The 26,745-nt window shown below is 71.4% G+C and carries 25 protein-coding genes; 12 read left to right on the top strand and 13 right to left on the bottom strand.

Features of this window, described 5'->3' with window-relative positions:
- Positions 1 to 4: 4 nt before the first annotated feature.
- Entirely contained in the window at positions 5 to 1,075 is a 1,071-nt protein-coding gene (dapE, locus tag ACFV9T_RS31315) for a succinyl-diaminopimelate desuccinylase (protein WP_385445821.1), read from the bottom strand.
- A 122-nt stretch (positions 1,076 to 1,197) separates the two neighbouring features.
- On the opposite strand from dapE, the gene ACFV9T_RS31310 reads away from it, so the two are divergent.
- Both ACFV9T_RS31310 and ACFV9T_RS31305 read left to right on the top strand, forming a co-directional pair.
- Positions 1,198 to 2,115 carry a hypothetical protein gene (locus tag ACFV9T_RS31310; protein WP_385445820.1) on the top strand — a complete coding sequence of 306 codons (918 nt, stop codon included), beginning with the start codon at positions 1,198 to 1,200 and terminating at the stop codon, positions 2,113 to 2,115.
- Positions 2,116 to 2,318: 203 nt separating this feature from the next.
- Positions 2,319 to 2,966 carry a hypothetical protein gene (locus ACFV9T_RS31305; RefSeq protein ID WP_385445819.1) on the top strand — a complete coding sequence of 216 codons (648 nt, stop codon included), beginning with the start codon at positions 2,319 to 2,321 and terminating at the stop codon, positions 2,964 to 2,966.
- An 81-nt stretch (positions 2,967 to 3,047) separates the two neighbouring features.
- Here the strand turns inward: ACFV9T_RS31305 and dapC are convergent, their stop codons facing one another.
- Positions 3,048 to 4,145 (bottom strand): succinyldiaminopimelate transaminase, encoded by a 1,098-nt coding sequence (gene dapC / locus ACFV9T_RS31300; RefSeq protein ID WP_385445818.1) that lies wholly within the window; start codon positions 4,143 to 4,145, stop codon positions 3,048 to 3,050.
- 151 nt (positions 4,146 to 4,296) lie between these two features.
- Complete coding sequence (gene fdxA, locus ACFV9T_RS31295) at positions 4,297 to 4,623, bottom strand: ferredoxin (protein WP_385445817.1); 327 nt, start codon at positions 4,621 to 4,623, stop codon at positions 4,297 to 4,299.
- Between the two features lie 112 nt (positions 4,624 to 4,735).
- On the opposite strand from fdxA, the gene ACFV9T_RS31290 reads away from it, so the two are divergent.
- Both ACFV9T_RS31290 and ACFV9T_RS31285 read left to right on the top strand, forming a co-directional pair.
- On the top strand, positions 4,736 to 5,749 hold the full coding sequence (locus tag ACFV9T_RS31290) for a GNAT family N-acetyltransferase (RefSeq protein ID WP_385445816.1): 1,014 nt from the start codon (positions 4,736 to 4,738) through the stop codon (positions 5,747 to 5,749).
- Entirely contained in the window at positions 5,746 to 6,570 is an 825-nt protein-coding gene (locus ACFV9T_RS31285) for a transglutaminase-like domain-containing protein (protein WP_385445815.1), read from the top strand. Before ACFV9T_RS31290 ends, ACFV9T_RS31285 begins: the two co-directional genes overlap by 4 nt.
- On the opposite strand, the gene ACFV9T_RS31280 is transcribed toward ACFV9T_RS31285, so the two are convergent.
- The 8 genes from ACFV9T_RS31280 to ACFV9T_RS31245 all read right to left on the bottom strand — a co-directional run bounded on the left by ACFV9T_RS31280 (position 6,571) and on the right by ACFV9T_RS31245 (position 14,056).
- Complete coding sequence (locus tag ACFV9T_RS31280; RefSeq protein ID WP_385445846.1) at positions 6,571 to 7,143, bottom strand: DNA-binding response regulator; 573 nt, start codon at positions 7,141 to 7,143, stop codon at positions 6,571 to 6,573. It abuts the gene before it with no gap.
- A 52-nt stretch (positions 7,144 to 7,195) separates the two neighbouring features.
- A complete protein-coding gene (locus ACFV9T_RS31275) occupies positions 7,196 to 8,404 on the bottom strand; it encodes a sensor histidine kinase (protein ID WP_385445814.1) in 1,209 nt (402 codons plus the stop codon).
- A complete protein-coding gene (locus ACFV9T_RS31270; RefSeq protein ID WP_385445845.1) occupies positions 8,401 to 9,144 on the bottom strand; it encodes an ABC transporter permease in 744 nt (247 codons plus the stop codon). Before ACFV9T_RS31270 ends, ACFV9T_RS31275 begins: the two co-directional genes overlap by 4 nt.
- Before the next feature lie 2 nt (positions 9,145 to 9,146).
- Positions 9,147 to 10,106 carry an ABC transporter ATP-binding protein gene (locus tag ACFV9T_RS31265; protein WP_385445813.1) on the bottom strand — a complete coding sequence of 320 codons (960 nt, stop codon included), beginning with the start codon at positions 10,104 to 10,106 and terminating at the stop codon, positions 9,147 to 9,149.
- Positions 10,107 to 10,237: 131 nt separating this feature from the next.
- Positions 10,238 to 12,040 carry a hypothetical protein gene (locus ACFV9T_RS31260; protein WP_385445812.1) on the bottom strand — a complete coding sequence of 601 codons (1,803 nt, stop codon included), beginning with the start codon at positions 12,038 to 12,040 and terminating at the stop codon, positions 10,238 to 10,240.
- Positions 12,041 to 12,491: 451 nt separating this feature from the next.
- Complete coding sequence (locus ACFV9T_RS31255) at positions 12,492 to 12,860, bottom strand: DUF6113 family protein (protein ID WP_385445811.1); 369 nt, start codon at positions 12,858 to 12,860, stop codon at positions 12,492 to 12,494.
- Positions 12,857 to 13,741 (bottom strand): N-acetyl-1-D-myo-inositol-2-amino-2-deoxy-alpha-D-glucopyranoside deacetylase, encoded by an 885-nt coding sequence (mshB, locus tag ACFV9T_RS31250; protein ID WP_385445810.1) that lies wholly within the window; start codon positions 13,739 to 13,741, stop codon positions 12,857 to 12,859. The genes ACFV9T_RS31255 and mshB overlap by 4 nt, the downstream gene beginning before the upstream one ends.
- A gap of 120 nt (positions 13,742 to 13,861) precedes the next feature.
- Positions 13,862 to 14,056 carry a hypothetical protein gene (locus ACFV9T_RS31245; protein WP_385445809.1) on the bottom strand — a complete coding sequence of 65 codons (195 nt, stop codon included), beginning with the start codon at positions 14,054 to 14,056 and terminating at the stop codon, positions 13,862 to 13,864.
- Positions 14,057 to 14,409: 353 nt separating this feature from the next.
- Between ACFV9T_RS31245 and ACFV9T_RS31240 the strand changes: the two genes are divergently transcribed.
- Complete coding sequence (locus ACFV9T_RS31240) at positions 14,410 to 16,581, top strand: alpha/beta fold hydrolase (RefSeq protein ID WP_385445808.1); 2,172 nt, start codon at positions 14,410 to 14,412, stop codon at positions 16,579 to 16,581.
- A 13-nt stretch (positions 16,582 to 16,594) separates the two neighbouring features.
- On the opposite strand, the gene ACFV9T_RS31235 is transcribed toward ACFV9T_RS31240, so the two are convergent.
- The gene (locus ACFV9T_RS31235) at positions 16,595 to 17,689 is read right to left on the bottom strand and encodes a hypothetical protein (protein ID WP_385445807.1); all 1,095 of its coding nucleotides are present in this window, start codon (positions 17,687 to 17,689) and stop codon (positions 16,595 to 16,597) included.
- 296 nt (positions 17,690 to 17,985) lie between these two features.
- On the opposite strand from ACFV9T_RS31235, the gene ACFV9T_RS31230 reads away from it, so the two are divergent.
- The 5 genes from ACFV9T_RS31230 (at position 17,986) to ACFV9T_RS31210 (ending at position 24,043) form a co-directional block, all read left to right on the top strand.
- Positions 17,986 to 18,990 (top strand): ABC transporter permease, encoded by a 1,005-nt coding sequence (locus ACFV9T_RS31230; RefSeq protein WP_385445806.1) that lies wholly within the window; start codon positions 17,986 to 17,988, stop codon positions 18,988 to 18,990.
- 54 nt (positions 18,991 to 19,044) lie between these two features.
- Entirely contained in the window at positions 19,045 to 20,844 is a 1,800-nt protein-coding gene (locus tag ACFV9T_RS31225) for an ABC transporter substrate-binding protein (RefSeq protein WP_385445805.1), read from the top strand.
- Between the two features lie 97 nt (positions 20,845 to 20,941).
- Positions 20,942 to 21,919, top strand: a complete 978-nt coding sequence (locus tag ACFV9T_RS31220; RefSeq protein ID WP_385445804.1) for an ABC transporter permease — start codon at positions 20,942 to 20,944, stop codon at positions 21,917 to 21,919.
- 13 nt (positions 21,920 to 21,932) lie between these two features.
- On the top strand, positions 21,933 to 22,955 hold the full coding sequence (locus ACFV9T_RS31215) for an ABC transporter ATP-binding protein (RefSeq protein ID WP_385445803.1): 1,023 nt from the start codon (positions 21,933 to 21,935) through the stop codon (positions 22,953 to 22,955).
- Between the two features lie 11 nt (positions 22,956 to 22,966).
- The gene (locus tag ACFV9T_RS31210; RefSeq protein WP_385445802.1) at positions 22,967 to 24,043 is read left to right on the top strand and encodes an ABC transporter ATP-binding protein; all 1,077 of its coding nucleotides are present in this window, start codon (positions 22,967 to 22,969) and stop codon (positions 24,041 to 24,043) included.
- 197 nt (positions 24,044 to 24,240) lie between these two features.
- Here the strand turns inward: ACFV9T_RS31210 and ACFV9T_RS31205 are convergent, their stop codons facing one another.
- Positions 24,241 to 25,284 carry an aldo/keto reductase gene (locus ACFV9T_RS31205; protein ID WP_385445801.1) on the bottom strand — a complete coding sequence of 348 codons (1,044 nt, stop codon included), beginning with the start codon at positions 25,282 to 25,284 and terminating at the stop codon, positions 24,241 to 24,243.
- A 114-nt stretch (positions 25,285 to 25,398) separates the two neighbouring features.
- Between ACFV9T_RS31205 and ACFV9T_RS31200 the strand changes: the two genes are divergently transcribed.
- Positions 25,399 to 26,481: an AraC family transcriptional regulator gene (locus ACFV9T_RS31200; RefSeq protein ID WP_385445800.1), complete on the top strand. Its 1,083-nt coding sequence runs from the start codon at positions 25,399 to 25,401 to the stop codon at positions 26,479 to 26,481.
- Between the two features lie 13 nt (positions 26,482 to 26,494).
- Positions 26,495 to 26,728, top strand: a complete 234-nt coding sequence (locus ACFV9T_RS31195) for a hypothetical protein (RefSeq protein WP_385445799.1) — start codon at positions 26,495 to 26,497, stop codon at positions 26,726 to 26,728.
- Positions 26,729 to 26,745: the final 17 nt, after the last annotated feature.

The raw sequence follows: 26,745 nt of genomic DNA, 5'->3' as shown, positions 1-26,745 counted from the left end.
GGGCTCAGCCGGTCAGCCAGTCCCGCAGGCGCTCCTCGGCCTGAAGGATCAGCGCGGTGTCCACGTGCTCCTCGCGGGTGTGGGCCAGCTTGGGATCGCCGGGGCCGTAATTGACCGCGGGCACGCCGAGCGACGAGAAGCGTGCGACATCGGTCCAGCCGAACTTCGGGGCCGCCGCCCCGCCGATCGCCGCCACGAAGGCCGCGGCCGACGGGTGGGACAGCCCGGGCAGGGCGCCGGGCGCGGAGTCGGTGAGGGTCACCTCGAAGCCGTCGAAGACCTCGCGGACATGGGCGAGCGCCGCCGCCTCGGAACGGTCCGGCGCGAAGCGGAAGTTCACGGTCACGGCGCAGGCGTCGGGGATGACGTTGCCCGCGATGCCGCCCTCGATGCCCACCGCGTTCAGCCCCTCGCGGTAGGTGAGCCCGTCGATGTCCGCGTGCCGCGGCTCGTACGCCGCCAGCCGGTCGAGGATCGGGGCGGCCTTGTGGATGGCGTTCTCGCCGAGCCAGCCGCGCGCGGAGTGGGAGCGGTGCCCGCTCGTGGTTACCCGTACCCGCAGCGTGCCCTGGCAGCCGCCCTCGACCTTGCCCTCGGTGCCCTCCAGCAGCACGGCGAAGTCGGCGGCCAGCCACTCGGGGTGGTGCTCGGACAGCCGCTTGAGCCCGTTCAGCTCGGCGGCGACCTCCTCGTGGTCGTAGAAGACGAACGTGAGGTCGCGGTTGGGCTCGGGCACGGTCGCGGCGATACGCAGCTGCACGGCGACGCCGGACTTCATGTCGGAGGTGCCGCAGCCCCACAGCGTGCCGTCCTCGTCCAGCCGGGACGGCACGTTGTCGGCGATCGGCACGGTATCGAGGTGCCCGGCCAGGACGACTCGTTCGGCACGCCCCAGCTGCGTACGGGCGACGACGGCGTCCCCGTCCCGGTCGACGGTCAGATGCGGCAGGGCGCGCAGCGCCTGCTCGACGGCGTCGGCGAGCGCCTTCTCGTCGCCGCTGACCGAGGGGAAGTCGACGAGCCGGGCGGTGAGCCGGGCCGCGTCCAGGGACAGGTCGAGTGCTGGGTGTGCCATACCCGTGACCCTAACCCGCGCCCCCGAACCGTCCGCCCCGGCCGCCGGGCCCCCTGCCCGGGCGCGTGGCCTTGCCCACGCCCCGCCCCTGTGCGGCCCCGGTGTCGGGGCCACCCAGTAACGTGGGCGGTGTGCCCCGGTCCGTCTTCTCCAGCCGTCCCCGTCTGCTCCGCGCCGCGGTCGCGTGTGCCGTATTGCTGGGGCTTGTCGCCTATGTCACGGCGCATCTGCTGACCGGCGGTGGCGGTCCGCCGCGCTGCGTCGCGCGGGCGGAGGGCGGCGATGTGCCGCTCGACCCCGAACAGGCCGTGAACGCCGCGACGATCGAGGCCGTGGCCGCCTCCCGGGGACTGCCGGAACGGGCCGTCACCATCGCGCTGGCCACCGCGCTCCAGGAGTCCGGGCTGCGCAACATCACCCACGGCGACCGGGATTCGCTCGGCCTGTTCCAGCAACGCCCCTCCCAGGGCTGGGGAACGGCGCGGCAGATCCAGGATCCGGTGTACGCGGCCGGGAAGTTCTACGACTTCCTGGTGAAGGTGCCCGGCTACTCGCGGCTGCCGCTCACGGTGGCCGCGCAGCGGGTGCAGTACAGCGGCTTCCCGCAGGCGTACGCGAAGCACGAGACGGAGGCCGTGGTGCTGACCGCCACCCTCACCGGGCGTTCGGCGGCCGCCTTCAGCTGTCCGGGGCCGCCGGACGACGGGAAGGCGGGCGACCCGGCGCGCGTCCAGGCGGCGCTGAAGCGGGAGTTCGGGCCGGAGGCCCGGCCGCGGCTGGACGTGGCGGGCCAGGGCGGCGGCAGGCACGCCGGGTCGTCCCGGGAGGTGCTGGTCCCGGTGGGCGACGCCTCGGCCCGGGGCGGCCGTACGGAACGCGGCTGGGAGCTGGCCTATTGGGCGGTGGCTCACTCGGACGAGTTGCGCATCGAACGGGTCTCTTACGGCAAGCACATATGGAACGCCCGGAATTCAGGGGACGGCTGGAGCACGTCCGACAAGAGTTCCGGGTCGGATATACGACTCTCCCTCATGCGATAGCCGGATAGATCGCCGCAGCTCAGCGCCGTTGACGGGGCGTTGGGCAATCTTCACGGACGCGCGTTGTGCGCCTAAACGGATAATGCGACGCATTATCAATTCTTTACCTTGGCGCACCGCAACCTTCACGCGGCTCACGCGATATTCACTGCGTCCGATCGCTGGACACGCAAGGCTCCATGTCCCCCCGTCAAAGGAGAATCATGTCCCTCCCTCTCACGCGTCGGATCGCTCGGGCCGCGCTGCTGGTCGCAGCGAGTGCGACTCCCGTGGTCGGTGCCGCCGACGCCGCGAGTGCGGCGGATCCGGCCCTGCCGCACACCCCCAAGCTGGGCGGACTGAGTGCGCTGGACCCCTCCTCCGTCGGCGATCTGGCCGACATCGCCTCGCAGCAGGCCGGGCGGACCGTCAAGGACATTCTCCCGGCCAAGGCCGCCCCGGCGCAGACCGCTCCGGAGAAGGCCGTGGCCGCCAAGCCCGCCACGGCGGCGAAGCCCGCACCGGCCCAGAAGGCCGCGACGCCGGGGAAGTCCGCCCAGGCCAAGGCCGCTCACGCCAAGGGGAAGGGCAAGGGCGGCGCCCACGCCAAGGGCAAGGGCAAGGCGTCGTTGACCAAGGGCCTGGCCAAGAGCAAGGGCGCCCACGCCAAGGGTGCCCACGCCGCCAGGCGTCCCGCCCCGGCACCGGTCCCGGCTCCGGCCCCGGCTCCGGCCTCGGCCCCCGTCGCCGCTCCGGCCCCGCTCCCCGCACCGGCCCCGGCGCCTCAGCAGGTCGCGCCCAGCACCCCGCAGCAGGCCGACGAGCTGCCGATCAAGAGCCTCCCCGTCAAGGGCCTGCCGCTGCTCGGCTGAGAGGTCGGCTGACACGCCGGACGCCCCCGGCCGCTACGGCGGCCGGGGGCGTCGTCGATACGTCGTCAGGCAGTCAGGCCGTCAGGCCGTCAGGCGGCGGACCGCCGCCGCCACCCGCTCGTCCGTCGCGGTGAACGCGACGCGGACGTACGCCCCGCCCGCCGGGCCGTAGAACTCGCCGGGCGCCACCAGGATGCCCAGCTCGGCCAGCGCGCCGACGGTGTCCCAGCACGGCTCGTCGCGCGTCGCCCACAGGTACAGCGACGCCTCGCTGTGCTCGATGCGGAAGCCGTACCCCTCCAGCGCGCCGCGCAGCGCGGCCCGCCGCGCCTCGTAGCGCTCGTGCTGCTCCGTGACGTGCTTGTCGTCGCCGAGCGCGGCCACCGTGGCGGCCTGCACCGGCGCGGGCACGATCATCCCGCCGTGCTTGCGGATCTTCAGCAGCTCGCCGAGCACGCTCTCGTCACCGGCGAGGAACGCCGCGCGGTAGCCCGCCAGGTTGGACCGCTTGGACAGCGAGTGGACCGCGACCAGCCCGTCGAAGCGCTCGCCGGAGATCTCCGGGTGCAGGACGGACACGGGGTCCGCCTCCCAGCCCAGCTCCAGGTAGCACTCGTCGCTGACCAGCAGCACCCCGTGCGTCCTGGCCCACGCGACCGCGGCCCGCAGCTCGTCCTTGGAGAGCACCCGGCCGGTGGGGTTGGACGGGGAGTTCAGCCACAGCAGCTTCAGCCCCGCCGGGTCCAGGTCCTCGACGGTGTCGTACGGCACCGGCTCGGCGCCCGCGAGCCGCGCGCCCACCTCGTACGTCGGGTAGGCGAGCCGGGGGAAGGCGACCTTGTCGCCGGGGCCGAGACCGAGCTGCGCCGGCAGCGAGGCCACCAGCTCCTTCGAGCCGACCACCGGCAGCACCTGGGTGTGGGTGACCCGCTCCGCGCCCAGCCGCCGCTCGACCCAGCCGGTCAGCGCGTCCCGCAGCGCGGGGGTGCCCCAGACGGTCGGATAGCCGGGGCTGTCCGCGGCACCGGCCAGCGCGGTGCGGATCAGCTCGGGGACCGGGTCGACGGGGGTGCCCACCGAGAGGTCGACGATGCCGTCCGGATGGGCGGCGGCGGTCGCCTTGTACGGTTCGAGCCGGTCCCAGGGGAAGACCGGGAGGCGGGCGGAGACGGGTGGCACGGGGTGGCTCACTTTCTTCGAAACAGCCCGGGGCTCAGAGGTGTCCCGCCGCGCCCCGGGAATCCCGGTGGAAGACCGGGAACAGCCCGGTCCCGCAGGCCAATGCCATACGGGACCGAAGGCCGCGCCGGGTCTCATGTCCCGGGCAGGGTCACTCGTCGTTCTCCTGCGGCGGAAGCGCGGCGATGAACGGGTGGTCACGCTCGATCAGGCCGAGCTTGCTCGCACCGCCGGGCGAACCGAGTTCGTCGAAGAACTCGACGTTCGCCTTGTAGTAGTCCTTCCACTCTTCCGGAGTGTCGTCCTCGTAGAAGATCGCCTCAACCGGGCACACCGGCTCACAGGCCCCACAGTCGACGCATTCGTCCGGGTGGATGTACAAGGACCGCTGGCCCTCGTAGATACAGTCGACGGGGCACTCCTCGATGCACGCCTTGTCCTTCAGGTCGACACAAGGCTGCGCGATGACGTAGGTCACGCTGTCGTTCCTCCTCTTAGGGCTGTATCGCGCGGGAGCGCGGCGTCGTCGATGCCCGCACCTAGTATCTCCGTTCCGGGGCACCAGACGCACATGAGGGGTTGGCAGAGCAGTGGATTTCACCACCGGCGGACGGCTAGAGGTGCGCATCACCCCCGGTGACGTGCGCAAACGAGTCTCCGTGAGGCTGCTGACCGGCGACCTGAGCGGCCCTGGGAAGTTCACCGACGTGGTGGGCGTTCTCACATCCTGGACCGAGGGTGTGCTGCACATCACCCGCCGGACTGGGGAGTCCATCAGAATCGAGGAGTCGTCGCTGGTCGCGGGCAAGGTCGTGCCCGCCGCACCGGCCCGCCGCCGGGGCCCGGCGGCGAACGCGCGCGAGCTGGCCCGGGTCGCCGCCCGGGGCTGGCCGCCGGTGACCAGTGAGCGGCTGGGCGAGTGGGAGCTGCGCGCGTCCGGCGGGTTCACCCGCCGCGCCAACTCCGTCCTGCCGCTCGGCGACCCCGGCTGCGGCCTGGACGAGGCGCTGCGCCGGGTGACCGACTGGTACGCCGAGCGCGGGCTGCCCGCGTACGTCCAGGTCAGCACGGGTGCCGAGGGCACCCAGGAGGTGCTGGCGGCAGAGCTGGAGACACGCGGCTGGACCCCGGAGGTTTCCGCGCAGGTGCGCATCGCGGCGCTGGCCCCGATCGCCGACCAGGACGCCGACGTCTCGGCCGTGACGGTCTCCCGGGAGATCGGCGACGCCTGGCTGGCCCGCTACCAGCGCGCCGAGCGGCCCTCCCCCGAGGCGCTGGCGGTGCTCTCCGGCGGCCCGTCGGTGTGGTTCGCGACGATAAGCGGTGCGGCGGGAGAGCCCCCGGCCGCCATCGGGCGCTGTGTGGTGGACGGCCGCTGGGCCGGGTTCGCGGCGGTGGAGACCGCCCCGGAGCGGCGCCGGGAGGGCCTGGCCCGGGCGGTGATGACCGCGCTGGCCCGCACGGCGCTGGACGACGGCGCCTCGGCCGCGTACCTCCAGGTCGAGACGGACAACACCGCCGCACACGCCTTTTACGACGGCATGGGGTTCACCCTCCACCACACCTACCACCACTGGCGCGCGCCCGGCGCCGACAGCGCATGACCGAGACACCGCGCCGCAGATTCGCCGACGCAGCCCGCGAGGAGCGCCCCGACCTGGCCCTGCTGTGTCTGCTGATGGGCATGGAGGCCGACGACGCGCTGGACGAGGCCGGGCTCGACGAGGCGCAGATCGAACTCGACCGGCTGGCCGGTGAGGTGCCGTTCTCCCCCGGCACGCCCGCCGCCTGGGCCGACGCGCTGGCCCGGGTGCTCGGCGAGCGGTACGGCTTCCGGGGCGCCGCGGCCGACTACCGGCGGCTGGACTCCTCGCTGCTGCACCAGGTGCTGCGGCGCCGCCGGGGCTTGCCGATCCTGCTGTCGCTGGTGTGGATGGAGGTCGCGCGGCGGGCGGGCGCCCCGGTGTACGGGGTCGCGCTGCCGGGCCACTTCGTGGTCGGCTTCGGCGATCCGTACGGGGACCATGTGCTGGCCGACCCGTTCGACGGCGGCCGGAGGCTGTCCGGCGAGGACGCGGCGCTGCTGGTGTCGGGGGTGACCGGCGCGCCGCCCGAGCCGTCGGTGCTGGGCCCGGCCGATCCGCTGGACATCATGCTGCGCATCCTCAACAACGTCCGCGCGTGGGCGGCCGCCCGCCCCGAGCGCACCGATGTCCAGCTGTGGGCGGTCGAGCTGGCGCTGCTGCTGCCCAGCCACCCCGCCCGGCTGCGCTACGAGCGGGCGCGGCTGCTGGTCGAGCGCGGGGACTTCCTCACCGGGGCGCGGGAGCTGGAGGAGTACGCGGAGGTGGTGGGCGTGATGGAGCCGGAGGCGGCGGAGGCCGTACGGCGCCAGGCGCACGCGGCCCGCGCGCGCCTCAACTGACTACAGCCAGCCCTTGTCGCGGGCGATGCGGACCGCCTCGGCGCGATTGCGGGCGGCGGTCTTCTGGATGGCCGTGGAGAGGTAGTTGCGGACGGTGCCCTGCGACAGGTTCAGCGCCCGGGCCAGCTCGGCGTTGGTCGAGCCGTCGGCTGAGGCGCCCAGCACCTCGCGTTCCCGCCCGGTCAGCGGGCTGGCCCCGTCCACCAGCGCCGCCGCGGCCAGGGTCGGGTCGATGACCCGCTCGCCGCGCAGTACGCGCCGTATGGCGTCGGCGAGCTGGGCGGCGGGGGCGTCCTTGACCAGGAACGCGTCGGCGCCGGACTCCATGGCCCGGCGCAGATAGCCGGGGCGGCCGAAGGTCGTCAGGATCACGATCCGCACGCCCGGCAGGGCCTGGTGCAGCGCGGCGGCGGCCTCGATGCCGCTCGCGCCCGGCATCTCGATGTCCAGCAGCGCGACATCGGGCCGGTGGGCGCGGGCCGCCTCCACGACCTCGTCGCCACGGGCCACCTGGGCGACGACCTCGATCTCGCCCTCCAGCCCGAGCAGCGCGGCCAGCGCCTCCCGCACCATGGACTGGTCTTCGGCCAGCAGTACCCGGATCACCCGGGCAGCGTATCCGGCGTCAGCGCCCGGGGGCAGGCTCGGCGGGGGCGGTGCGGGAGAGGGGGGCCAGGGCGCGGAGGGTGAAGCCGTGCGGGGCGCCCGGGGCGGTCTCCAGGCGACCGTCGGCGAGCTGGAGCCGCTCGGCCAGGCCGGTCAGCCCGTTGCCGTGCGGGCCGGTCGTGCCGCGGCCGTCGTCGGTGACGGTCAGGCACAGGTCGTCGCCCACCTCGGTGAGGGTCACCGTGCAGCGGCGGGCCCCGCTGTGCCGCACCACGTTGGTGACGGCCTCGCGCAGCGCCCAGGCCAGGGCGCCCTCCTGGTCGGGCGGGAGGTCCGGGTGGTGGACGCCCGCCCGGTGCAGGTCGGCGGTGATGCCCGCGGCGGCGAGCGCGGTACGGGCCCCGGCCAGCTCGGCCTCCAGGGTGGGGCGGCGGAAGCCGCTCACCGCCTCCCGTACGTCGACCAGGGCCTGGCGGCTGACCCGTTCGATGTCGGCGACCTGCTGCGCGGCCTGTTCGGGCTTGCCGGGCAGCATCCGGCCCGCCAGCTCGCTCTTGAGCGTGATCAGCGAGAGCGAGTGGCCCAGCAGGTCGTGCAGGTCGCGGGCGAGCCGCAGCCGCTCCTCGTTGGCGGCGAGCTGGGCGACGGTGGCGCGGGCCTCGCGCAGCGCCCGGGTCGTACGGACCATCTGCCGCACCGCGCTCATCGCGAAGCCGCCGAGCAGGGACGGGATGATGAGGGCGGACATCAGGTCGTGTGAGCCGCGGACCAGCAGCCCGGCGCCCACCATGGCGACGGTGTTCAGCGGGATCGCCCAGCGGGCGAGCCGGGTCGGCAGGACCGCGCCGAAGGCGACGGAGACGTAGACGGCGAGCACCAGCCAGGCGTCGCCCAGGGTGATCGTGAGGACGGCGGCGAGGACGCAGATCGTGACCAGCGCCCACTGGACGGCGCCCCGGGTCAGGGCGCGTCCGGTGTGCCGGAAGACCAGCATCAGATAGACGCTGACGAAGACCAGCAGGCCGAGCGCGCCGAACACGGTGGCGGGTGCGGTGTGGTGGCCGTCCGCGAGGTCGCTCACCGGCGCGCCCATGTAGGCCATCCAGATCCCGATCCACAGCAGCTTGATCAGGGCCTGCCGCCGGTTCTCGGGGCTCTGGCCGATGGCCGGAGTGTCCGCCTCATCGTCGTAGGCCGCCGCGTCGCGCCACCAGGTCGGCCGGGTCATGCTGTGCGGGTGTCCTTGCGGTAGAGCCAGGCCGCGGCGCCCGCGAAGAGGACCAGATAGGCGGCGAGCAGGGCCACGTCCCTGGCGTGCGGGGCGTTGCCCAGCTCGATGGCCTGGCCGAGGGCGGCGTAGGCGTGGGTGGGCAGCCAGTCGCCGATGTTCTGGAGCCACCGCGGGTAGGCGGTGGTGGGCATCCACAGGCCGCCGAGGATCGACAAACCGAAGTAGATGATCATCGTCAGGGGGCGGACCGCGTCTCCGGTGGCGAGGTAGCCGATGGCGACGCCCAAGGCGGCGAAGACGAGCGAGCCCGCCCAGATCGCGCCGGTCAGCGCGAACCACTCCCACGCGGCGCCCAGCCGCACGCCCTTGGCGGTGGCGGCCACGATGAAGACGATCACGATGGACGGCAGGGTGGTGACCGCCGCCGAGGCGATCTTGGCCACCACATAGCCGCGTCCGGGCAGTGAGGTGAGCCGCAGCTGACGCACCCAGCCGCCCTCGCGCTCCTTGGCGATCTGCTCGCTGTTGCCCATGAGGACGGCGGTCAGCGCGCCGAAGGAGGCCATCGCGACCATGTAGTAGAGCGGCATCGACAGCCCGGTGCCGGGGATGATGTCGGACTTCCCCGAGCTGCCCGCGATCATCAGGAAGAGCACGGACGGGTAGATGACCGTGAAGAACATGAACTTGCGGTTGCGCAGGGCGCGTACGATCTCCAGCTTGGCCAGGGTCGTCATGGTCACGCCTCCTCGGGCGTCGTGGCGGCGTCGGTGATGGCGAGGAACGCCTGCTCCAGGCCGAGCCCGGCGACCTCCAGGCCGCGCGGGTAGAGCCCGAGCCGGTAGACCGCGTGCACGGTCGCGTCGGCGTCGGTGGACCGCATCCGTACCGTACGGCCCGATACGTCGAGGCCGGTCAGGGCTGGCAGGGCGCGCAGCGCGGCCTCGTCGGGCGGGCCGTCCAGGGTGAAGGAGATCCGGCGGACCCCGGCCATCGCCTTGATCTCGGCGGACGAGCCGTCCGCGAGCACCCGGCCCCGGTGCAGCACGATCACCCGGTCGGCGACCTCGTCGGCCTCTTCGAGGTAGTGGGTGGCGAACAGGATGGTGCGGCCCTGCCGGGCCTGGTCGCGCATCGTGCCCCAGAAGGTCTGCCGGGACGAGACGTCCATGCCGGTCGTCGGCTCGTCCAGCACGATCAGGTCGGAGGCGCCCGCGGTGGCGAACGCGAAGCGCACCCGCTGCTCCTGGCCGCCGGAGAGCTTGTTCACCTTGCGGTCGGCGATCCCGGCGATGCCCGCCCGCTCCAGGACCTCGTCGACCGGGTGGCCGTGGGGGTGCAGGGCGCAGGCGAGCCGCACCAGTTCGCGGACCGTCACCTCCTGCATGAGGCAGCCGCTCTGCAGCATCGCGCCGATGCGGCCACGGGCGATGGCCTGCTGCGGGGTGGTGCCGAAGACCTCGACCCGGCCGCTGTCGGGGGTGCGCAGGCCGAGCAGCAGATCGAGGGTGGAGGACTTGCCCGCGCCGTTGGGTCCCAGCAGGGCGACGGTCTCGCCGGGGTGGAGCTGGAGGTCGAGGTCGGCCACGGCGCGCACGGTGCCGTAGCTCTTGCTGACGCCGGTGAAGCTGACCACCGGCGGGGTGGCCGCGGTGCGGGCCCGGACGCCGGTGGCGGAGGGTGCGGTGGTCGCTGTCATGGCCCCAAGCCTGACCGAGCGGGACCGGTCGGCGGCAGTGTCGATGGTCGCGAGCTGGGGATGACAGATGTCATGGATACGCGCCACGGCCCCCGCCCGGGATGCCGGGCGGGGGCCGTGCGGGGCCGGTGCTAGTTGGGCGAGGTCTCGATGACCGCGATCCGCTCGGCGGGCGTCTTGCCCAGCAGCGCGGTCCGCATGGCGATGGCCACCTCCTGCGGGGTGACGGCCTTCTTGGTACCGTCGGCGCGCTCGATCAGCACCCCGTCGAAGGTCTGGCCGTACAGCCTCTTGATCGCGGCGAGATCGAAGTGCGGCTGGAGCTTGCCGTCGATCGGGCGCATCGAGAGGATCTGCGGCAGCGAGCGGTCCGGGCCGAACTGGATGGTGTGCGCGTCATCCGTCTTGACCGTGATCAGGCCGGACATCGCGGGCTCGGCGAAGGACTTCAGCTTCGCGTTCACCTCGGCCTTGCTGACCGTCGGCCGCTTGGCGACGACCGGCAGGTCGACCGGCTTGTCCTTGCCGGTCTCGGCCCGCTCCCGGTACGCCTCGGAGACGGAGCTGACCGCCTCGTCGATGTCCAGGCCCTGGCCCTCCCGGCCGTAGACGGGGGTGGCCTTGCCGGGCTTGAAGGTGATCGTGCCCTCGCGCGCCGTGCCCGAGTCGCCCGCGAGCCGCCCGAGCGCGTCCCGGAGCTTCTCCTCGTCGACCGTCACGGAGGGCTCGACCTCGTGGGTGCTGCCGAAGAGCGAGCCGATGACCGTCATCGGGTTGTAGTCGCGGCCCGCGACCTCCCGCACGGTGGTCTCGGTGTCCAGGACCAGGCCCGCGACGGACGGCTTGATCTCCTTCTGATCGCCGTCCACGGTCACCTTCAGCGGGGCGTTGATGCGGCCGCCGAGCGCGGTGTCCAGCTTGTCGGTGGCGACCTGCTTGGAGGAGCCGCCGATGTCGACGCCGAGGACGGTGGTGCCGTTGGGCACGTCCGCGTGGTTCATCACCAGGCCCGCCACGTACGTGATCCCGGCCGCGGCCACCACCAGGGCGCCCAGCATGACCAGCTTGGAGCGGCCCTTCTTCTTCGGCTTGCCCTTACCGGCCGCGGGCGCCTTCGGCGCCGGGCTGCTCGGCGGGGCGCTGTCCCCGGTGGGCAGGGCGGACGCGGCGTCGGTGGGCGGGACCACCGGCACCCCGCTGACCAGGGTGTCGCTGGAGACCTGGTCCGGCCCGCTGGGCGAGGTGAACTCGGGGTCGCGGAAGAGCGGCCGCGAGGCGTCGGCGCCGCCGAGCGGACCGGCCGGGCCGGGCCGCTCGGTCGGGCTCGCGCCCGTGGTGGCGCCCAGGCTGCCGGTCAGCGGCGAACCGCCGGGCGGGGTCGGGGGCTGCCCGGCCGCGCCGTTCAGCGGGCCGACGCCTGAGCTGTCGGACAGCCCCGGGCCGGTCGGCGCGCCGGGCCCCGGCGGGGCCAGCAGGTCCTCGTCCCGCGCCGGGGCGCCCGGCATCCGCATCTCGCCGGTGACCGGGCCGGTCGTCGGGCCGCTGGGCTCCGGCGCCCCGGGGTGGCCGCCGGGGCCCGGGGAGTCCGTGAAGTACGGCAGATCGGCCTGCGTTCCGCCGCCCAGGGTCGGCGCGGGGAACTGCTGGGTGGTCTCCGGTGCCGGGGGCAGCGGGGTGCTCTGGGTGGTCGAGGAGCCCTTGGGGCGGCGTGGCGGCGCGAACCAGTCGCTGGTCTTCTCGCCGTCGCCCTTGCCGCCCTTGCCGGTCTTCTCGCGGGTCTCGCGGTCCTTGGCGTCCGCGCGGCCCTCGGCGGCCGCCGCGCCCAGCTCCGGGGAGCGGACGGCCTCGGGCCGGGGCGTGGCCCCGGTGTCCTCCGCGTCGTCTTCACCGGAGCGGGGAGCGGGCACGCTCTCCCCGTCGACGGTCTTGCGCATGACGACCGGCGGAATGGGCCGCGAACCCGGGATGTTGATCCGGATGCGGGTCGTCAGAGTGGTTTCGGTCTTCGGATCCTCCGGCTTGGCCGCGGTATGCGCCTCACCGTCACCGACGCCGCCCTGAAGGGCCTCCGGCGACGGGGACAGACGGGATCCGTACGGCGGGGTGCCCGACGGATAGGCGGCACCGCCGCTACCCCCCCGGGCCCCGGAGGACGAACTGTCAGATTCACGGCTCAAAGCAGGTTCTCCCAGTTAGCTCCGCCGCCCGTCAGACCTCGCGCGGGCGGCTCGGCGGCGCGCACCACCATACTGGGCGCCGCGGTCGCGTACTTGGCGGCCGCCCCAAGTCCGCACCGGGTGGATCCCTGGTGCGCCGGCGGAGGAACGTACGAGGCCCCGGCAACATCGCGCCGGGTCCCGGGGACGTCACGCCGTAAACGTCACGTCACTTACCAAGTCGGGCTGCCAGGAGGCCCGGTTGCGACACCACCGGCAGGGTGGCACACATCACACCGAGGAACATGCCGCCCAGCAGGAACACATACGACCCCGCGCCCGCGCCGAAGAGGAAGTCCCCTTCCGGACGGGCGCTGGTGAGCAGCAGGACCACCAGCGTCCACGCCCCGGCGGGCAGTCCGCCGCCCAGCCGCCGGTCGGTCGCCTTGACGCCGCCGTAGCAGACGGCCGCGACGCCGAGCAGCGCGAGCAGCAACCCGCCGGGGAACCAGAGCCCTTGGACCACCGCGCCCGCGATGCCGGTCAGCGCCCCGAGGGCGGCGAGAGCCGCGTATCCCGCGAGCCGCGCGGCCGTCATGCCGTCACCCCCGCGAACAGGTCGTCCTCGCGCTCCGCTCCCGGCTCGCCCTTGGCCAGCAGGTAGTGCTCGTGGACGAAAAGCGGCTGGCCCAGGTCGTTGGAGAGCGCGAAGAAGGGCGCGTCGACCGCGATCTGGGTGGCGTGGGCGCGCATCGCGGCCGTCTTGGCCTCGGCGTACGCGGCGCCGTCGATCACCGCCGAGACCTCCGCGTCGTCCACCACGCCCGGTACGTCGTCGGCGGTGGCGACGCCGGGGAAGGGGGCCTCCTCGCCCGCCGCCCGCAGCCTGGCGAAGCCCTCGTCGAGGGCCGAGCGCGGCACACAGTTCCAGTAGACCTTCGCGATCTCGTGCGGATCGCCCAGGTCACGGCGGTAGACCGGCTCGGCGGCCAGCTCCGCGGCGCGCACGGCGACGCGGTGCGCCTGGATGTGGTCGGGGTGCCCGTACCCCCCGTTGGCGTCGTACGCCACCAGGACCTGCGGCCGGATCTCGCGGATCACGGCCACCAGGTGGGAGGCCGCCTCGTCCAGGTCGGCCTGCCAGAAACAGCCGGGGCGGTCGTTCTGCGGGGCGCCCATCATGCCCGAGTCGCGGTATCTGCCCGGACCACCCAGGAAGCGGTGATCCCGGACGCCCAACGCCTCCATGGCCTCGGCGAGTTCACCGATCCGGTGGGTGCCGAGGGTGTCGTCGCGGTCGGCGGCGAGGTGGGCCAGGGCTGCCGGAATGACCTCGCCTTCTTCACCGAGGGTGCAGGTCACCAGGGTGACGTGGGCACCCTCGGCCGCGTACTTGGCCATGGTCGCGCCGTTGTTGATCGACTCGTCATCCGGATGCGCGTGCACCAGGAGCAGACGACGGGCGGGAAGAACGGTCATGAGCACAGCCTACGATTCGCCCACCGGTGCCCGCGGACCGCGGGCCCGGGCCCCCTGGGCCGTCGTCCGTGCGCTGTCAGCGGCTCACAGCCGCACGTCGGCTCACAGCTTCACGTCGGCTCACAGCTTCACGTCGCCGATCATGTTCGCCACGTTGGTGGTGAGGTCGTCGATCGTCGGGGCGACCGACGAACTGGCGAGGTAGAAGCCGAGCAGCACACAGACGAGCGCGTGCGCGGTTTTCAGCCCGGCCTTATTGACGAGCATGACGACGATGATCAGCAGCAGAACAGCCAACGAGATCGAGAGCGCCACAGCGACTCACCTCCAGGAACACGCGCTCGGACAGACAACATATTGATGCCACACGGGGCCTACCCACTATGCGCAATCGATCATAACTATCGGCGCGTGCGCACGAGTCGGTGCACGGGAGCATGACAGGGGCGCATGCCTGATCGCACGAAGTGCCGCTTGGCCAGGGAGACTTCCCGCTGGTTATCCGCCATCTCACCGACTGAGAAGCTGGCTTGTTCTGGCCGCAGGACGGCCGGACCGTGCCCCTGGCATGGGGCACTCCGACCGCCCTTCCCCCATGGTCCGCACCCCCCGACGCGTGTACCGGTCAGTACGCCCCTCGTGATCTTCAGGACCCGTACGCTCGCCCTATGACCGGACAGCTCTCCTTCCCTCGGCAGCACGCCCGCACCCAGCGCTTCACGCTCGGAGCGCCGCGGGCCTTCACCGTGGCCCCCGACGACTCCCGCGTGGTCTTCCTGCGGTCCCGTGGCGGCACCGACCGGGCGGGCCTGCTGTGGGTGTACGACGTCGCCGGGCGGCGGGAGTACCCGGCCGCCGATCCGGTGGCCCTGCTCGGCGGCGCGGACGAGGAACTGTCCGCCGAGGAGCGGGCCCGCCGCGAGCGCAGCCGCGAGGGGTCGGCCGGGGTGGTCGGCTACGCGGTGGACGCCGCCGTCGAGACGGCGGCCTTCGCCCTGTCCGGGCGGCTGTTCGTCTCCGATCTGATCGGCGGAGAGGCCCGTGAACTGCCCGTTCCGGGTCCCGTCGTGGACCCGCGCCCCTCCCCCGACGGCCGCCACGTCGCCTACGTGGCGGGCGGCGCGCTGCGCGTCACGGGCACCGACGGCTCCAGCGACGAGGGCGACCGGGCGCTCGCGGAACCGGAGGCTGACACCGTCACCTACGGTCTCGCCGAGTTCATCGCGGCCGAGGAGATGGACCGCACCCGGGGCTTCTGGTGGTCCCCGGACAGCGACGCCCTGCTGGTCGCCCGGGCCGACGACGCCCCCGTACGCCGCTGGTGGATCGCCGACCCCGCGCATCCCGGCCAGGCGCCCACCGAGGTCGCCTACCCGGCCGCCGGGACCGCCGACGCCGAGGTGCGGCTCGTCCTGCTGGGTCTGGACGGCTCCCGTACGGAGGTCGAGTGGGACCGGCAGCGCTACCCCTACCTCGCCCGGGTGCACTGGTCGGCCTACGGTCCGCCGCTGCTCCTCGTCCAGGCCCGGGACCAGCGCAGCCAGCTCTATCTGGCCGTGGACCCGGAGACCGGACGGACCCGCACCGTGCACGTCGACGAGGACGCGGTATGGCTGGATCTTTTCCCCGGCGTGCCCGTCTGGACCCCCGACGGGCGGCTCGTCCGCGTCGCGGACGAGGGCGGCGCCCGGGCCCTGATGGTCGGCGACCGCAAGCTCACCTCCGGCGCCCTCCACGTGCGCGCGGTCCTCTCGGTCGGCGAGGACGACGTGCTGTTCTCCGCCTCGCCCGGCGCCGAGGCCGCGCTGCCCGAGCAGCCCGGCGAGATCGACGTCTACCGCGCCTGGTTCCGCGGCAGCGGCGACCAGGGCGGCTGGGAGCCGGTCGGCAAGCGGCCGTTCCCCGCCGTGCACTCCGCCGCGCGCGGCGACCGGCTCATCGCGCTCGTCTACGCCGGGACGGACCGGCCCGGAGCCCGGGCGGAGCTGCTGCGGGCCGCCGACCACGGCGCCACGGAGACGGTCGCCGAGATCGCCTCGTACGCCGAGACGCCCGTCATCACCGCGCGCCCGCAGCTCACCTTCGCGGGCAAGAACGACATCCCCTGCGCGGTGCTCCTGCCGACCGGGTACTCCGAGGGCGACGGGCCGCTGCCGGTGCTGATGGACCCGTACGGCGGACCGCACGGCCAGCGCGTGGTCGCCGCCCACAACGCGTACGTCACCTCACAGTGGTTCGCCGACCAGGGCTTCGCGGTGATCGTCGCCGACGGGCGCGGCGCCCCCGGCCGCTCCCCCGCCTGGGAGAAGGCCGTCCGCGACGACCTCGCGGCCATCACCCTGGAGGACCAGGTCGAGGCGCTGACCGCGCTCGCCGGGCGGTATCCGCTGGACCTCGCCCGGGTCGCCATCCGCGGCTGGTCCTACGGCGGCTACCTCGCCGCTCTCGCCGCGCTGCGCCGCCCCGACGTCTTCCACGCGGCGGTGGTGGGCGCGCCGGTCATCGACTGGCGGCTGTACGACACCCACTACACCGAGCGCTATCTGGGCCACCCCGACGAGCAGCCCGCCGTGTACGCGGCGAACTCGCTGGTGACGGACGAGGGCCTGTCCGGCGTGGCGGAGGGCCCGGCCCGGCCGATGATGATCATCCACGGGCTGGCGGACGACAACGTGGTCGTCGCCCACTCGCTGCGGCTCTCCTCGGCCCTGCTGGCCGCAGGGCGCCCCCATGAGGTGCTGCCGCTGTCCGGGGTGACGCATATGACCCCGCAGGAGCAGGTGGCCGAGAACCTGCTCCTGCTCCAGGTCGACTTCCTGAAGCGGTCGCTCGGGCTCTAGGGATATACCCGGCTCACCAGCCCGGCGGCGGGGACGGCGGAGGCGGCGGCGCGGTGGGCGGACCGGCCGTGGGCGGGGCGCTCGGCGGCGGCGGTGCGTAGCCCGGCGGGGCGGCGGGCGGCGGGGCGTAACCGGCCCCGCCGTAGCCGTCGTACGTCCCCGAGCCGTACGCACCCGAGCCGTACGTCCCCGAGCCATACCCCCCGGGGCCGTACGCCCCCACCCCGTACGCCGGGGCCGCGATGTCCGGCTCGGCGCGCCGGGCCAGCGCGAGCAGCACCACAAGACCCACGACCAGCTCGAAGAACGCGGTCAGCACCGACAGCACGCCGACCGTCGGCAGATCGTCGAGGTGCTCGATGTACTCCATCTTGCTGTAGAGCGAGATCTCGCTCACCCCGCCCGCCAGCACCAGCGCCGCGGCCACCATCCCCAGCGGCCGCGCCAGCGGCGCCCGGCCCAGCGCGGCCACGGCGGCCGCCAGGCAGAGCGCGACGAGGGCCCAGACCTCCCACGCGGCGGGCGGCGACAGCAGGGTGACCAGGGTGTGCTTGCCGGTCAGCTGGTACTTGTAGATGTCCCAGTCCGCCTTCTCCGCCCAGTAGATCTGCCAGGCGCTCAAGGCGGCCCCCGCCGCCCCCAGCAGCAGCGCCCCCGTCACCGCGGCCCCCGGGCCCGGCCGCCCGGGCGGCTGATCGGCGGGCAGGGCGCCCGGCGCGCCGGGATACGCGTCGGCGGGCCGCCGGGCGGTGGCGACGGTGGCCAGCAGCAGCGCCCCGAGCACCACCCCGGCCCACGCGCTCAGGTTGGCGCGCGTCTTGAGGTCGTCGGGGATGCCCTGCATCCAGTCCGCGTTCAGGTTCCACAGGCTGGGCAGCCGCAGCACCAGCGTCACGGCCGCGACCGTGCCGAGCGCGCCCGCGGCGGCCGGTGAGCGCAGCGCGGCGATCCCGGCGGCGACGCACAGGACGAGCAGGACCAGATCGAAGAGGGAGGACCCGAAGAGGCTCCCGGAGGCCCGGAACGGCATTCCGGACCATGTCCACCACAGATGGCTCGCCTTGTCCGCCTTGTCCAGGTCTCGCACGATCCATGCCAGCGAGATCATGCCGAGCACCGCGCAGACGAGTGCGCCGAAAACACGCGCTCCGCGTGTGAGTATCCGTCCCTGCCCCATAGCCGTAGGTTTCCCCCATCTCGCACCCCGGGCAACCGTCGCGAGGCGAAGAAGCCCAAAGAAAGCCGAAGACGTGCGCGGATCGTGACCAGCCCGCCCCTTGACCCGGTTGCGCGTGCGTTGCGAAAGTCCGCTCAACCCGCCGTGCTCAACCTGCCACGACGCGGGTAGATACACCGAGTTGACGGTTTGTGTGACGCGGCGGATCACCATGGGGGGCGTACGCGATGACGAGTCCATCCCAGCTCACCGTGGCCGGGAAGACCGCCCCGGCCGCAGAGGGCGGGCAGCCGACCGGCTTATCGCCGCGCCAGCTGATGTGGCGGCGTTTCAAGCGCGACCGCACGGGCGTGATCTCCGCCTTCGTCGTGCTGTTCTTCTTCGCCGTCGCCGTGCTGGCCCCGGTGATCTCCGCGCTGTACGGCAAGGATCCGTACACGACGTACGGCCTCGACCGGCCCGAGCTGCTGGATCCGCTCACCGGCTATCCGATGAAGCCCAACGGCGGCATCGACGGCGAGTTCTGGTTCGGCATCGAGCCCAAGCTCGGCCGGGACGTGCTGACGCAGCTGGTGTACGGCATCCGCACCTCGCTGCTGATCGGGCTGGCCGCGACGGTGCTGTCCACACTCACCGGCATCATCATCGGCGTCGTCGCGGGCTATCTGGGCGGGCGCACGGACTACTTCCTGGGGCGGCTGATCGATCTGCTGCTGTCCTTCCCGCAGCAGCTGTTCTTCGTCGCCTTCATGCCGGTGGTCACCGCGCTGTTCGTCAGCCCGCAGAAGGAGACGCCCACCTATTTCCGGGTGACGGCCCTGGTCACGGTGTTGTGGCTGCTGGGCTGGATGCAGCTGGCCCGGCTGCTGCGCGGTCAGGTGCTGTCGCTGCGGGAGCGTGAGTTCGTCGAGGCCGCGAAGGTGACGGGGGCCTCGCCGTGGCGGATCGTCCGCAAGGAGCTGCTGCCCAATCTGGGCACGCCGATCCTGGTGCAGTCGACCCTGATGCTGCCCGCCTTCGTGACGACGGAGGCAGCCCTGTCGTTCCTCGGCGTCGGGGTGGTCGAGCCGACGCCCGACTGGGGCCGGATGTTCGCCAAGGGCGCCAACTTCTACGAGGGCGACATCACCTACATGTTCTTCCCCGGCATCGCCATGGTGATCTTCGTCGTCGCCTTCAACCTGCTCGGGGACTCGGTCCGGGACGCCATGGACCCGAAGACCACGCGTTGACCAGCACCACCCTTCCGTCCGACCAGGTCCAGCGAGGCAGGTGCATCTACCACCATGACGTTGAACATGACGTTGAACAGCAGGCCCAGAGCGCGCGGCTACGTCGTCGCCCTCGCCGTGGGCGCGCTGGCGCTCTCGGCGTGCAGCAGCGGCGGCGGCTCGGCCCCCAAGGAGTCCAAGGAGCCGGAGATGAAGGCCCAGGGGATCACCCTGGGCAGCGCCGCCGACTCCGCCGGGCCCGCCAAGGAGCTGCCGGGCGCCAAGAAGGGCGGCACGGTGTCGGTCCTCCAGCGCGACGCCTTCGAGCATCTGGACCCGGGCCAGATCTATGTCAGCGATGAGCTGATCATGCAGACCCTCTACAACCGGACGCTGACCAACTACCGGATCGACGACAAGACCGGGAAGGTCACGCTGGTCGGCGATCTGGCCACCGACACCGGCAAGTCCTCCGACGGCGGCCGGACGTGGACGTACACGCTCAAGGACGGGCTGAAGTTCGAGGACGGCTCGCCGATCACCTCCAAGGACGTCCGGCACGCCGTCGAGCGGCTGTACGCGCCGTATCTGACCAATGGGCCGACGTATCTGCAGCAGTGGCTGTCGGGCGAGGGCCAGAAGTACCGCAAGGCGCTGCCGGACGGCCCGTACAAGGGCGAGCACCTGCCGAAGTCGGTGCTGGACACACCGGACGAGAAGACGGTCGTCTTCCACTTCGACCAGCCGCGCGCCGAGGTGCCGTTCGCCGTGGCCATGCCCAACATCGGGGCGGTGCCGCCGGGCAAGGACACCAAGGAGAAGTACGACAAGGCGCCGGTGGCCAGCGGTCCGTACAAGGTCAAGAACTTCAAGGCGGGCAAGGGCATCCAGTTCGTCAAGAACGAGCACTGGGACCCCAAGACCGATCCGATCCGCCATCAGTATGTGAACGCCTTCGATGTCTCCTTCGGTCATCAGTGGGTGGATTCCACTCGCCGTCTGGTGGCCGACAAGGGCGCCGACAAGAACGGCATGACCTGGACCAACGCGGTCGACCCCTCGCAGATATCGGCGGTCCTCAAGAACAAGGACGCGATGGCCCGGTCGATGACCGAGACCCAGCCGTATGTGGACGTCGTCTCGATCAATACGGACCGGGTCAAGAACAAGAAGGTGCGCGAGGCGATCGCCTGGGCCTTCCCCAGCGGTCAGTACCTCCAGCAGTTCGGCGGCCCCAAGGGCGGTGAGGTCGCGGGCGGCCTGGTCGGCCCGACGCTCAAGGGCTACAACCCGTCGTTCGACCCGTTCCAGAAGAAGAAGTACCCCGGCGGCAACGCCAAGAAGGCCAAGGAGCTGCTGAAGGAGGCGGGCGAGGAGGGGTACGAGCTGGTCTACGCGTACGGCAACGGCGACACCCACCAGGACGCCTCGGTCGTCGTCCAGCAGGCCCTGGAGCGGGCCGGGTTCACGGTCCAGAAGAAGGAGATCGACCAGACCACCTACTACACCCAGATCGGGAAGGTGGACAACACGTACGACCTCTACCGGTCCTCCTGGTCCGCCGACTGGCCCTCCGCCTCGACCGTCGTCCCTCCGGTGTACGGCGGAAAGAACGTCTACAACGACTCGGCGAACTACAGCCATCTGAAGGACCCGGCGGTCGACAAGGAGATCGACCGGATCTCCAAGGTCGGCGACCTGGGCCGGGCCACCACGGAGTGGATGAAGCTCAGCGAGAAGGTCCTCACCGACGAGGTACCGGCGGTCCCGACCTTCTACAACCGGCTGTTCACCCTCTGGGGCTCCGGCATCGGCGGGGTGAAGTGGAACGCGGTCTACGGGGCCGTCGACCCCACGGCCGTCTTCGTCAAGTAGCCACCGGAACCCGGCCGCGCCGCGCGCGTACCGCCGCCGCACGCGCTTACCGCCGCGGCGCGGCCGGGCCCGCACCTACCGGAAGATCTCCGACGCCATGCTGAGATTCCTCGCCCGCCGGTCCCTCGGCGCGATCGTGATCCTGCTGCTGATCAGCGCGATCACCTTCTTCCTCTTCTTCGCCCTGCCCGCCGAGCCCGCCCGGCTCGCCTGCGGCAAGAGCTGCGATCCCACCTCACTCGCGATCATCAACAAGAACCTGGGCCTGGACGAGCCGGTCCCGGTGCAGTACGCGAAGTTCATGGCCGGGATCGTCGCCGGGCGGGACTTCGCGGTCGGGCACTGCGACGCCCCCTGCTTCGGCTACTCCTTCGTCAGCCAGGAGCCGGTGTGGGGCACCATCGTCGACCGCTTCCCCACCACCCTCTCGCTCGCCCTGGGCGGCGCGGCGGTGTTCCTGGTCTGCGGGATCGGCATCGGGATGGTCGCGGCCTGGCGGCGCGGCACCTGGATCGACAAGCTCGTCAGCTCGCTGTCACTGCTGGGCGCGTCCCTGCAGATCTACTTCGTCGGCGTGCTGTGCCTGGCCTGGTTCGTCAGCGGCCTGGGGATCATGGAGCAGCCCGCCTACCACCCCTTCACCGACAATCCGGCGAAGTGGTTCAGCGGGATGCTGCTGCCCTGGCTGGTGCTCTCGCTGATCTTCATGGCCAACTACAGCCGGATGACCCGCTCCCAGATGGTCGAACAGCTCCAGGAGGACCATGTCCGTACGGCCAGGGCCAAGGGCCTCTCCGGCCGGACGGTCTTCTTCCGCTACGCCTGGCGCGGTGCCATCGCCCCCATCGTCACCATCTTCGGCATCGACCTCGGCTCCCTCTTCGGCGGGGCGATGGTCACCGAGTACACCTTCACCCTGCACGGCATCGGACGGCTCGCCGTGGAATCCGTCCAGCTGACCGATCTGCCGATGCTGATGGGCGTGATGCTGGTCAGCGCGGCGGCCATCGTGGTGTTCACCATCCTGGTCGACGCCGCCTACGCCGTCATCGATCCGCGCGTACGCCTCGCCTAGAAGGGCGCCCGACGTGACCACCGAACCCTTCCTGTCCGTACGCGACCTGCACGTCCGCTTCGCCACCGAGGACGGCACCGTCAAGGCCGTGGACGGGCTCTCCTTCGACCTCGAACGCGGCCGGACGCTCGGCATCGTCGGCGAGTCCGGCTCCGGCAAGTCCGTCACCAACCTGACCGTGCTCGGCCTCCACGACCCGCGCACCACCACCGTCACGGGCGAGATCCACCTCGACGGGAAGCAGCTGACCGGCGCCCCCGAGCGCACCCTGGAGCGGCTGCGCGGCAACACCATGGCGATGATCTTCCAGGATCCGCTGACCGCCCTCTCGCCGTACTACACGGTCGGCCGCCAGATCGCCGAGCCGTACCGCAAGCACACCGGCGCCTCCAAGCGGGACGCCCGGCTGCGCGCCATCGAGATGCTGGAGAAGGTCGGCATCCCCAACGCGCGGCTGCGGGTGGACGACTATCCGCACCAGTTCTCCGGCGGGATGCGGCAGCGCGCCATGATCGCCATGGCGCTGGTCTGCGACCCCGATCTGCTGATCGCCGACGAGCCGACCACCGCGCTCGACGTCACCGTGCAGGCCCAGATCCTGGACCTGTTGAAAGACCTCCAGCAGGAGTTCGGCTCCGCGATCATCCTGATCACCCACGATCTGGGCGTGGTCGCCAACACCGCCGACGACCTGCTGGTGATGTACGCGGGCCGGGCCGTCGAGCGCGGTACGGTCCGCGAGGTGCTGCGGGCGCCCCAACACCCGTACACCTGGGGGCTGCTGGGCTCCATGCCCCGGCTGTCCTCCGCCGTCGACGAACCGCTCACCCCCATCCCCGGCACCCCGCCGAGCCTCCTCGCCCCACCGCCCGGCTGCCCCTTCCACCCCCGGTGCGGCTTTACGGCGGAGGTCGAGGGCGAGCGCTGCCGGGGCGACCGGCCCGCGCTCCCGGTCGGCCGGGGCGCCGCGTGCCACCTGGGCGCCGAGCGGCAGCAGACCCTCTTCACCGAGCAGATCAAGCCCCGGCTGGGCTAAGGAGCGCCTTCATGACCCCCGACTCGGGCACCCCCGAACCCCTCCTGGTCGCGGAGAAGCTGACCAAGCATTTCCCGATCATGGGCGGCTTCCCCTTCCGGCGGAAGGTGGGCGCCGTCCAGGCCGTCGACGGCATCGACCTGACCGTGCACGCGGGCGAGAGCTTCGGCCTGGTCGGCGAGTCCGGCTGCGGCAAGTCCACCACCGGGCGGCTGCTGACCCGGCTGCTGGAGCCCACCGCCGGGCGGATCGCCTACCGGGGCCGGGACATCACCCACGCGGACCGCAAACAGCTCGCCCCGGTCCGCTCCGAGATCCAGATGATCTTCCAGGATCCGTACTCGTCGCTGAACCCCCGGCAGACCGTCGGGACCATCATCTCCGGCCCGATGGAGATCAACGGCATCCGCCCGCCCGGCGGCCGCGAGGCCCGGGTGCGCGAGCTGCTGGAGACCGTCGGCCTCAACCCCGAGCACTACAACCGCTTCCCGCACGAGTTCTCCGGCGGCCAGCGCCAGCGCATCGGGGTCGCCCGCGCGCTCGCCCTGGAACCCCGCCTCATCGTCGCCGACGAACCGGTCTCGGCGCTCGACGTCTCGATCCAGGCCCAGGTCGTCAACCTCCTCCAGCGGCTCCAGCGCGAGCTGGGCATCGCGTTCCTCTTCATCGCGCATGACCTCGCCGTCGTACGGCACTTCTCGCAGCGCGTCGCGGTCATGTACCTGGGGAAGATCGTCGAGGTCGGCGACCGCGACTCCATCTACCGCCGCCCCCGCCACCCGTACACCCACGCCCTGCTGTCCGCCGTCCCGGACGCGGCCGTGGTGATGGCCGACGACGACGCCCCCGTGAACCGCCGCGAACGCATCCGCCTCGCCGGTGACGTCCCCTCCCCCATCGCCCCGCCCTCCGGCTGCCGCTTCCGCACCCGCTGCTGGAAGGCCCAGGACCTCTGTGCCCAGCAGGACCCCCCGCTGCTGCGCATCGAGGGCAACCGCGAGGGCCACCTCTCCGCGTGCCACTTCCCCGAGGCCCCCACCACCGAGGCCCGCACCGAGGACATCGTCCTCGACCCGGCGCTGTCATGACGCCTGGCAGAGGGTGGCGGCACTGGGCCGGGTGGCTGGCATGGCTGCTACCTCTGGGTGGGTCTTCCCCGTCCCCGCGGCCCGGCTGGACGACCGATCGAGGACACCAGCGCCTCCCGTGAATGCGGCTGTACCGACGGCTCATCTATCGGCAACCTGCGTCCAGCTTCACGAGCGAGGCGCCGGTCCTCGTACCGTCAGGGGATGGTCAAGGAAGGGGCGTCGAGTAGGTTCGCTTTCCCGCCCGTGACGGCTTGGACGGCGCCCGGGTCAGTCTTCATGTTGTGCGGGTAGCCCAGTTGTAGTGCGCTGACAGTGTCGAGCCTGTCGATCTGTTCTGGACTTAGATGAAGCTCGGCCGCCGCAAGATTGGTCTTTAGCTGCTCGGTCGTTCGTGGGCCGACGATTGGGATGACTCCCTTGGCCATTGACCAGCTGAGCGCCACCGTTTCGGCACTGACGTCCACTTCCTGGGCTATCGCTTCCACCGTGTCGAGTGTGGCGGCCTTGTTGTCGTCTTCTTCTTTGTGCAGGAACTGGCTGATCGAACTCTGCGCGCGGCCGGTTTCGCCTCGGCGATATTTTCCGGTCAGCATGCCTCCGCCGAGGGGGGAATATCCCAGCACCCCCAGTCCGAAGCCTTCCGCCATCGGCAGCAGATCGCGTTCTGCGGCGCGTTCGACCAAGCTGTATTCGGTCTGGATGGCGACCAGGGGTGCCCAGTCTCGTGCCGCGGCGATCGTCGCGCCTGTCGCGACCCGCCAGGCGGGAAAGTTGGACAGGCCGGCGTAGAGCACCTTGCCAGAACGGACAAGATCGTCGAAGGCCCTCATGATTTCTTCGATGGGAGTCGCGTGGTCGGGAGCGTGGGCCCACAACAGGTCCACTCGATCGGTTTTCAGACGTCGCAGGCTCGCCTCCAGCGACTGCACCATCGACTTTCTGCCGTTACCGGTCATCTGGAGGCCGCTGTCCATCGTGGTGCCCGTTGCGTATTTGGTCGCCAGTACCACCTCGTCGCGATGTGAGGCGATCATGTCGGCGAGATAGACCTCCGCGTCCCCGAATTGATAGTTGCTCGAGGTATCGATGAAGTTTCCGCCGGCCGCACGATATTCGTCGTACATGTCCTGCGCCCCGGAAACGGTCGCGCCGTGCCCCCAGCCAGCTCCGAAGTTTCCGGTTCCCAGAGACAGCGTCGAGACACGCAGTCCTGATCGGCCGAGGTATCGATAACGCACAGTCCGCTCCTAAACACCAGGGTTGTCGCGCCCGGCAATGACGCTGTTTTGAGCCGTTCCAGCAGAAGCTGGATTGGCACCATCATCAGCAAGTTCTCTGGTACGGTCCATAACGTGGAGTCCGAAGTTCTTTACGTATCGTCCTCGGATCGTGCTGTGCTTGGTCCCCGCGATCCGCTGGCCGGAGTTATGGGGCTGCTCCGTCCACGCACGGTTGTGCCGGCACCGCTGCACGCCGCCGGTCCGTGGGCCGTGCGGTTTGCCCCCTTTCCTCACGTCAAACTCGGCGTTGTTGTCGAAGGCCAGTGCTGGTTGAGACTCGACGGTCTTGAGCCGGTGCTGCTGGACGAAGGGGACTTCTACCTGCTTGGTCACCCTCCGCAGTACACGCTGAGCAGCTCGCTCGATGAGGTTGAGGCGCGCCCGGCCACCACGCTGCCGCGGAACACGAGCGGCAGAGGATTCCGCATCGGAACCGAGGCAGACGAGGACTCGTACACATGCGGCGTCGACTTCACGTTCGATGGCAGCGACACCGCGATGCTGCTCGATGCACTTCCGCGGGTAGTCCTTGTCCGGGCCGGCGATCCGCGCGGACCGCTGTTCATGAACCTCGCCTCGTTGTTGGTCTCCGAGATCGAATCGCCCGATGTTGGAAAGTCTTTGGTGCTGGAGCACCTTGCGCAGATCATCTTCGTCCACATGCTGCGGGCGCATGCTGCCAACAACGAACAACCCAGCGGCTGGATCGCAGCGCTGGCCGAGGATGGCGTCGGGGCGGCGCTGCGGGCGATGCACGCCGAGGTAAGCCGACGATGGACGCTCGCCGAACTCGCTGAGATCGGTCAGATGTCACGTTCAGTGTTTGCCGCAGCGTTCAAGGCCAAAGTGGGTGTACCCCCGTTGACCTACCTGATCAAATGGCGAATGACCCTGGCCCGAGACGCTCTGCGCAACGGTAGTTTGTCCATCTCTGAACTAGCAGCCGCAACGGGCTATGAATCTGAAAGCGCCTTCAGTACAGCGTTCCGGCGTGAAGTCGGGTCCTCGCCCCGGCACTACCGCAACGCTGCGGTGAAGACTGACTCAGATCCCGGCGCTGTGGTGCCCGCTGCCCTCGTTCGATCCGCAGCCGCTCGACCTCACGGGTCCGTGGTACTGGGGGCCGGCGCCGTTCGTCCCGCACCTGCAGGCTGATGGTTTCGTCGAGTTGACCCCGTTTTCCGGGGGCGGCGGGCGCGGCACCCGGCTGCGCCCCACCGGCGACGGAGCCTGGGCGGGGATCGACGGCTACTTCGCCGGCGAACGGCTTCAGATCCACCGCGACACCGCGGGCGCCGTGAGCCACCTCGATCTCGGCACGTTCGTTCTCACCCGGCAGCCCTACGCCCCCGCTGCGCCCGCACCAGACGGTGTCGGTCCGGCCGGGTTGGGCCTTCGTTGACGGCGCGCCCATCGGAA

The sequence above is a fragment of the Streptomyces sp. NPDC059850 genome, assembly GCF_042731515.1.
Classification (GTDB): Bacteria; Actinomycetota; Actinomycetes; order Streptomycetales; family Streptomycetaceae; genus Streptomyces.
The sequence above is the reverse complement of the archived record's forward strand: the minus strand, read 5'-3'. Positions and strand labels throughout refer to the sequence as shown.

Bases quoted from the DNA above. Each gene is read 5' to 3' on its own strand.
- dapE (WP_385445821.1), bottom strand. From the start codon at position 1,075: ATGGCACACCCAGCACTCGACCTGTCCCTGGACGCGGCCCGGCTCACC.
- ACFV9T_RS31305 (WP_385445819.1), top strand. From the start codon at position 2,319: ATGTCCCTCCCTCTCACGCGTCGGATCGCTCGGGCCGCGCTGCTGGTC.
- ACFV9T_RS31285 (WP_385445815.1), top strand. From the start codon at position 5,746: ATGACCGAGACACCGCGCCGCAGATTCGCCGACGCAGCCCGCGAGGAG.
- ACFV9T_RS31280 (WP_385445846.1), bottom strand. From the start codon at position 7,143: ATGGTGCGGGAGGCGCTGGCCGCGCTGCTCGGGCTGGAGGGCGAGATC.
- ACFV9T_RS31275 (WP_385445814.1), bottom strand. From the start codon at position 8,404: ATGACCCGGCCGACCTGGTGGCGCGACGCGGCGGCCTACGACGATGAG.
- ACFV9T_RS31270 (WP_385445845.1), bottom strand. From the start codon at position 9,144: ATGACGACCCTGGCCAAGCTGGAGATCGTACGCGCCCTGCGCAACCGC.
- ACFV9T_RS31265 (WP_385445813.1), bottom strand. From the start codon at position 10,106: ATGACAGCGACCACCGCACCCTCCGCCACCGGCGTCCGGGCCCGCACC.
- ACFV9T_RS31260 (WP_385445812.1), bottom strand. From the start codon at position 12,040: ATGCGCAAGACCGTCGACGGGGAGAGCGTGCCCGCTCCCCGCTCCGGT.
- ACFV9T_RS31255 (WP_385445811.1), bottom strand. From the start codon at position 12,860: ATGACGGCCGCGCGGCTCGCGGGATACGCGGCTCTCGCCGCCCTCGGG.
- mshB (WP_385445810.1), bottom strand. From the start codon at position 13,741: ATGACCGTTCTTCCCGCCCGTCGTCTGCTCCTGGTGCACGCGCATCCG.
- ACFV9T_RS31240 (WP_385445808.1), top strand. From the start codon at position 14,410: ATGACCGGACAGCTCTCCTTCCCTCGGCAGCACGCCCGCACCCAGCGC.
- ACFV9T_RS31235 (WP_385445807.1), bottom strand. From the start codon at position 17,689: ATGATCTCGCTGGCATGGATCGTGCGAGACCTGGACAAGGCGGACAAG.
- ACFV9T_RS31230 (WP_385445806.1), top strand. From the start codon at position 17,986: ATGACGAGTCCATCCCAGCTCACCGTGGCCGGGAAGACCGCCCCGGCC.
- ACFV9T_RS31225 (WP_385445805.1), top strand. From the start codon at position 19,045: ATGACGTTGAACATGACGTTGAACAGCAGGCCCAGAGCGCGCGGCTAC.
- ACFV9T_RS31220 (WP_385445804.1), top strand. From the start codon at position 20,942: ATGCTGAGATTCCTCGCCCGCCGGTCCCTCGGCGCGATCGTGATCCTG.
- ACFV9T_RS31210 (WP_385445802.1), top strand. From the start codon at position 22,967: ATGACCCCCGACTCGGGCACCCCCGAACCCCTCCTGGTCGCGGAGAAG.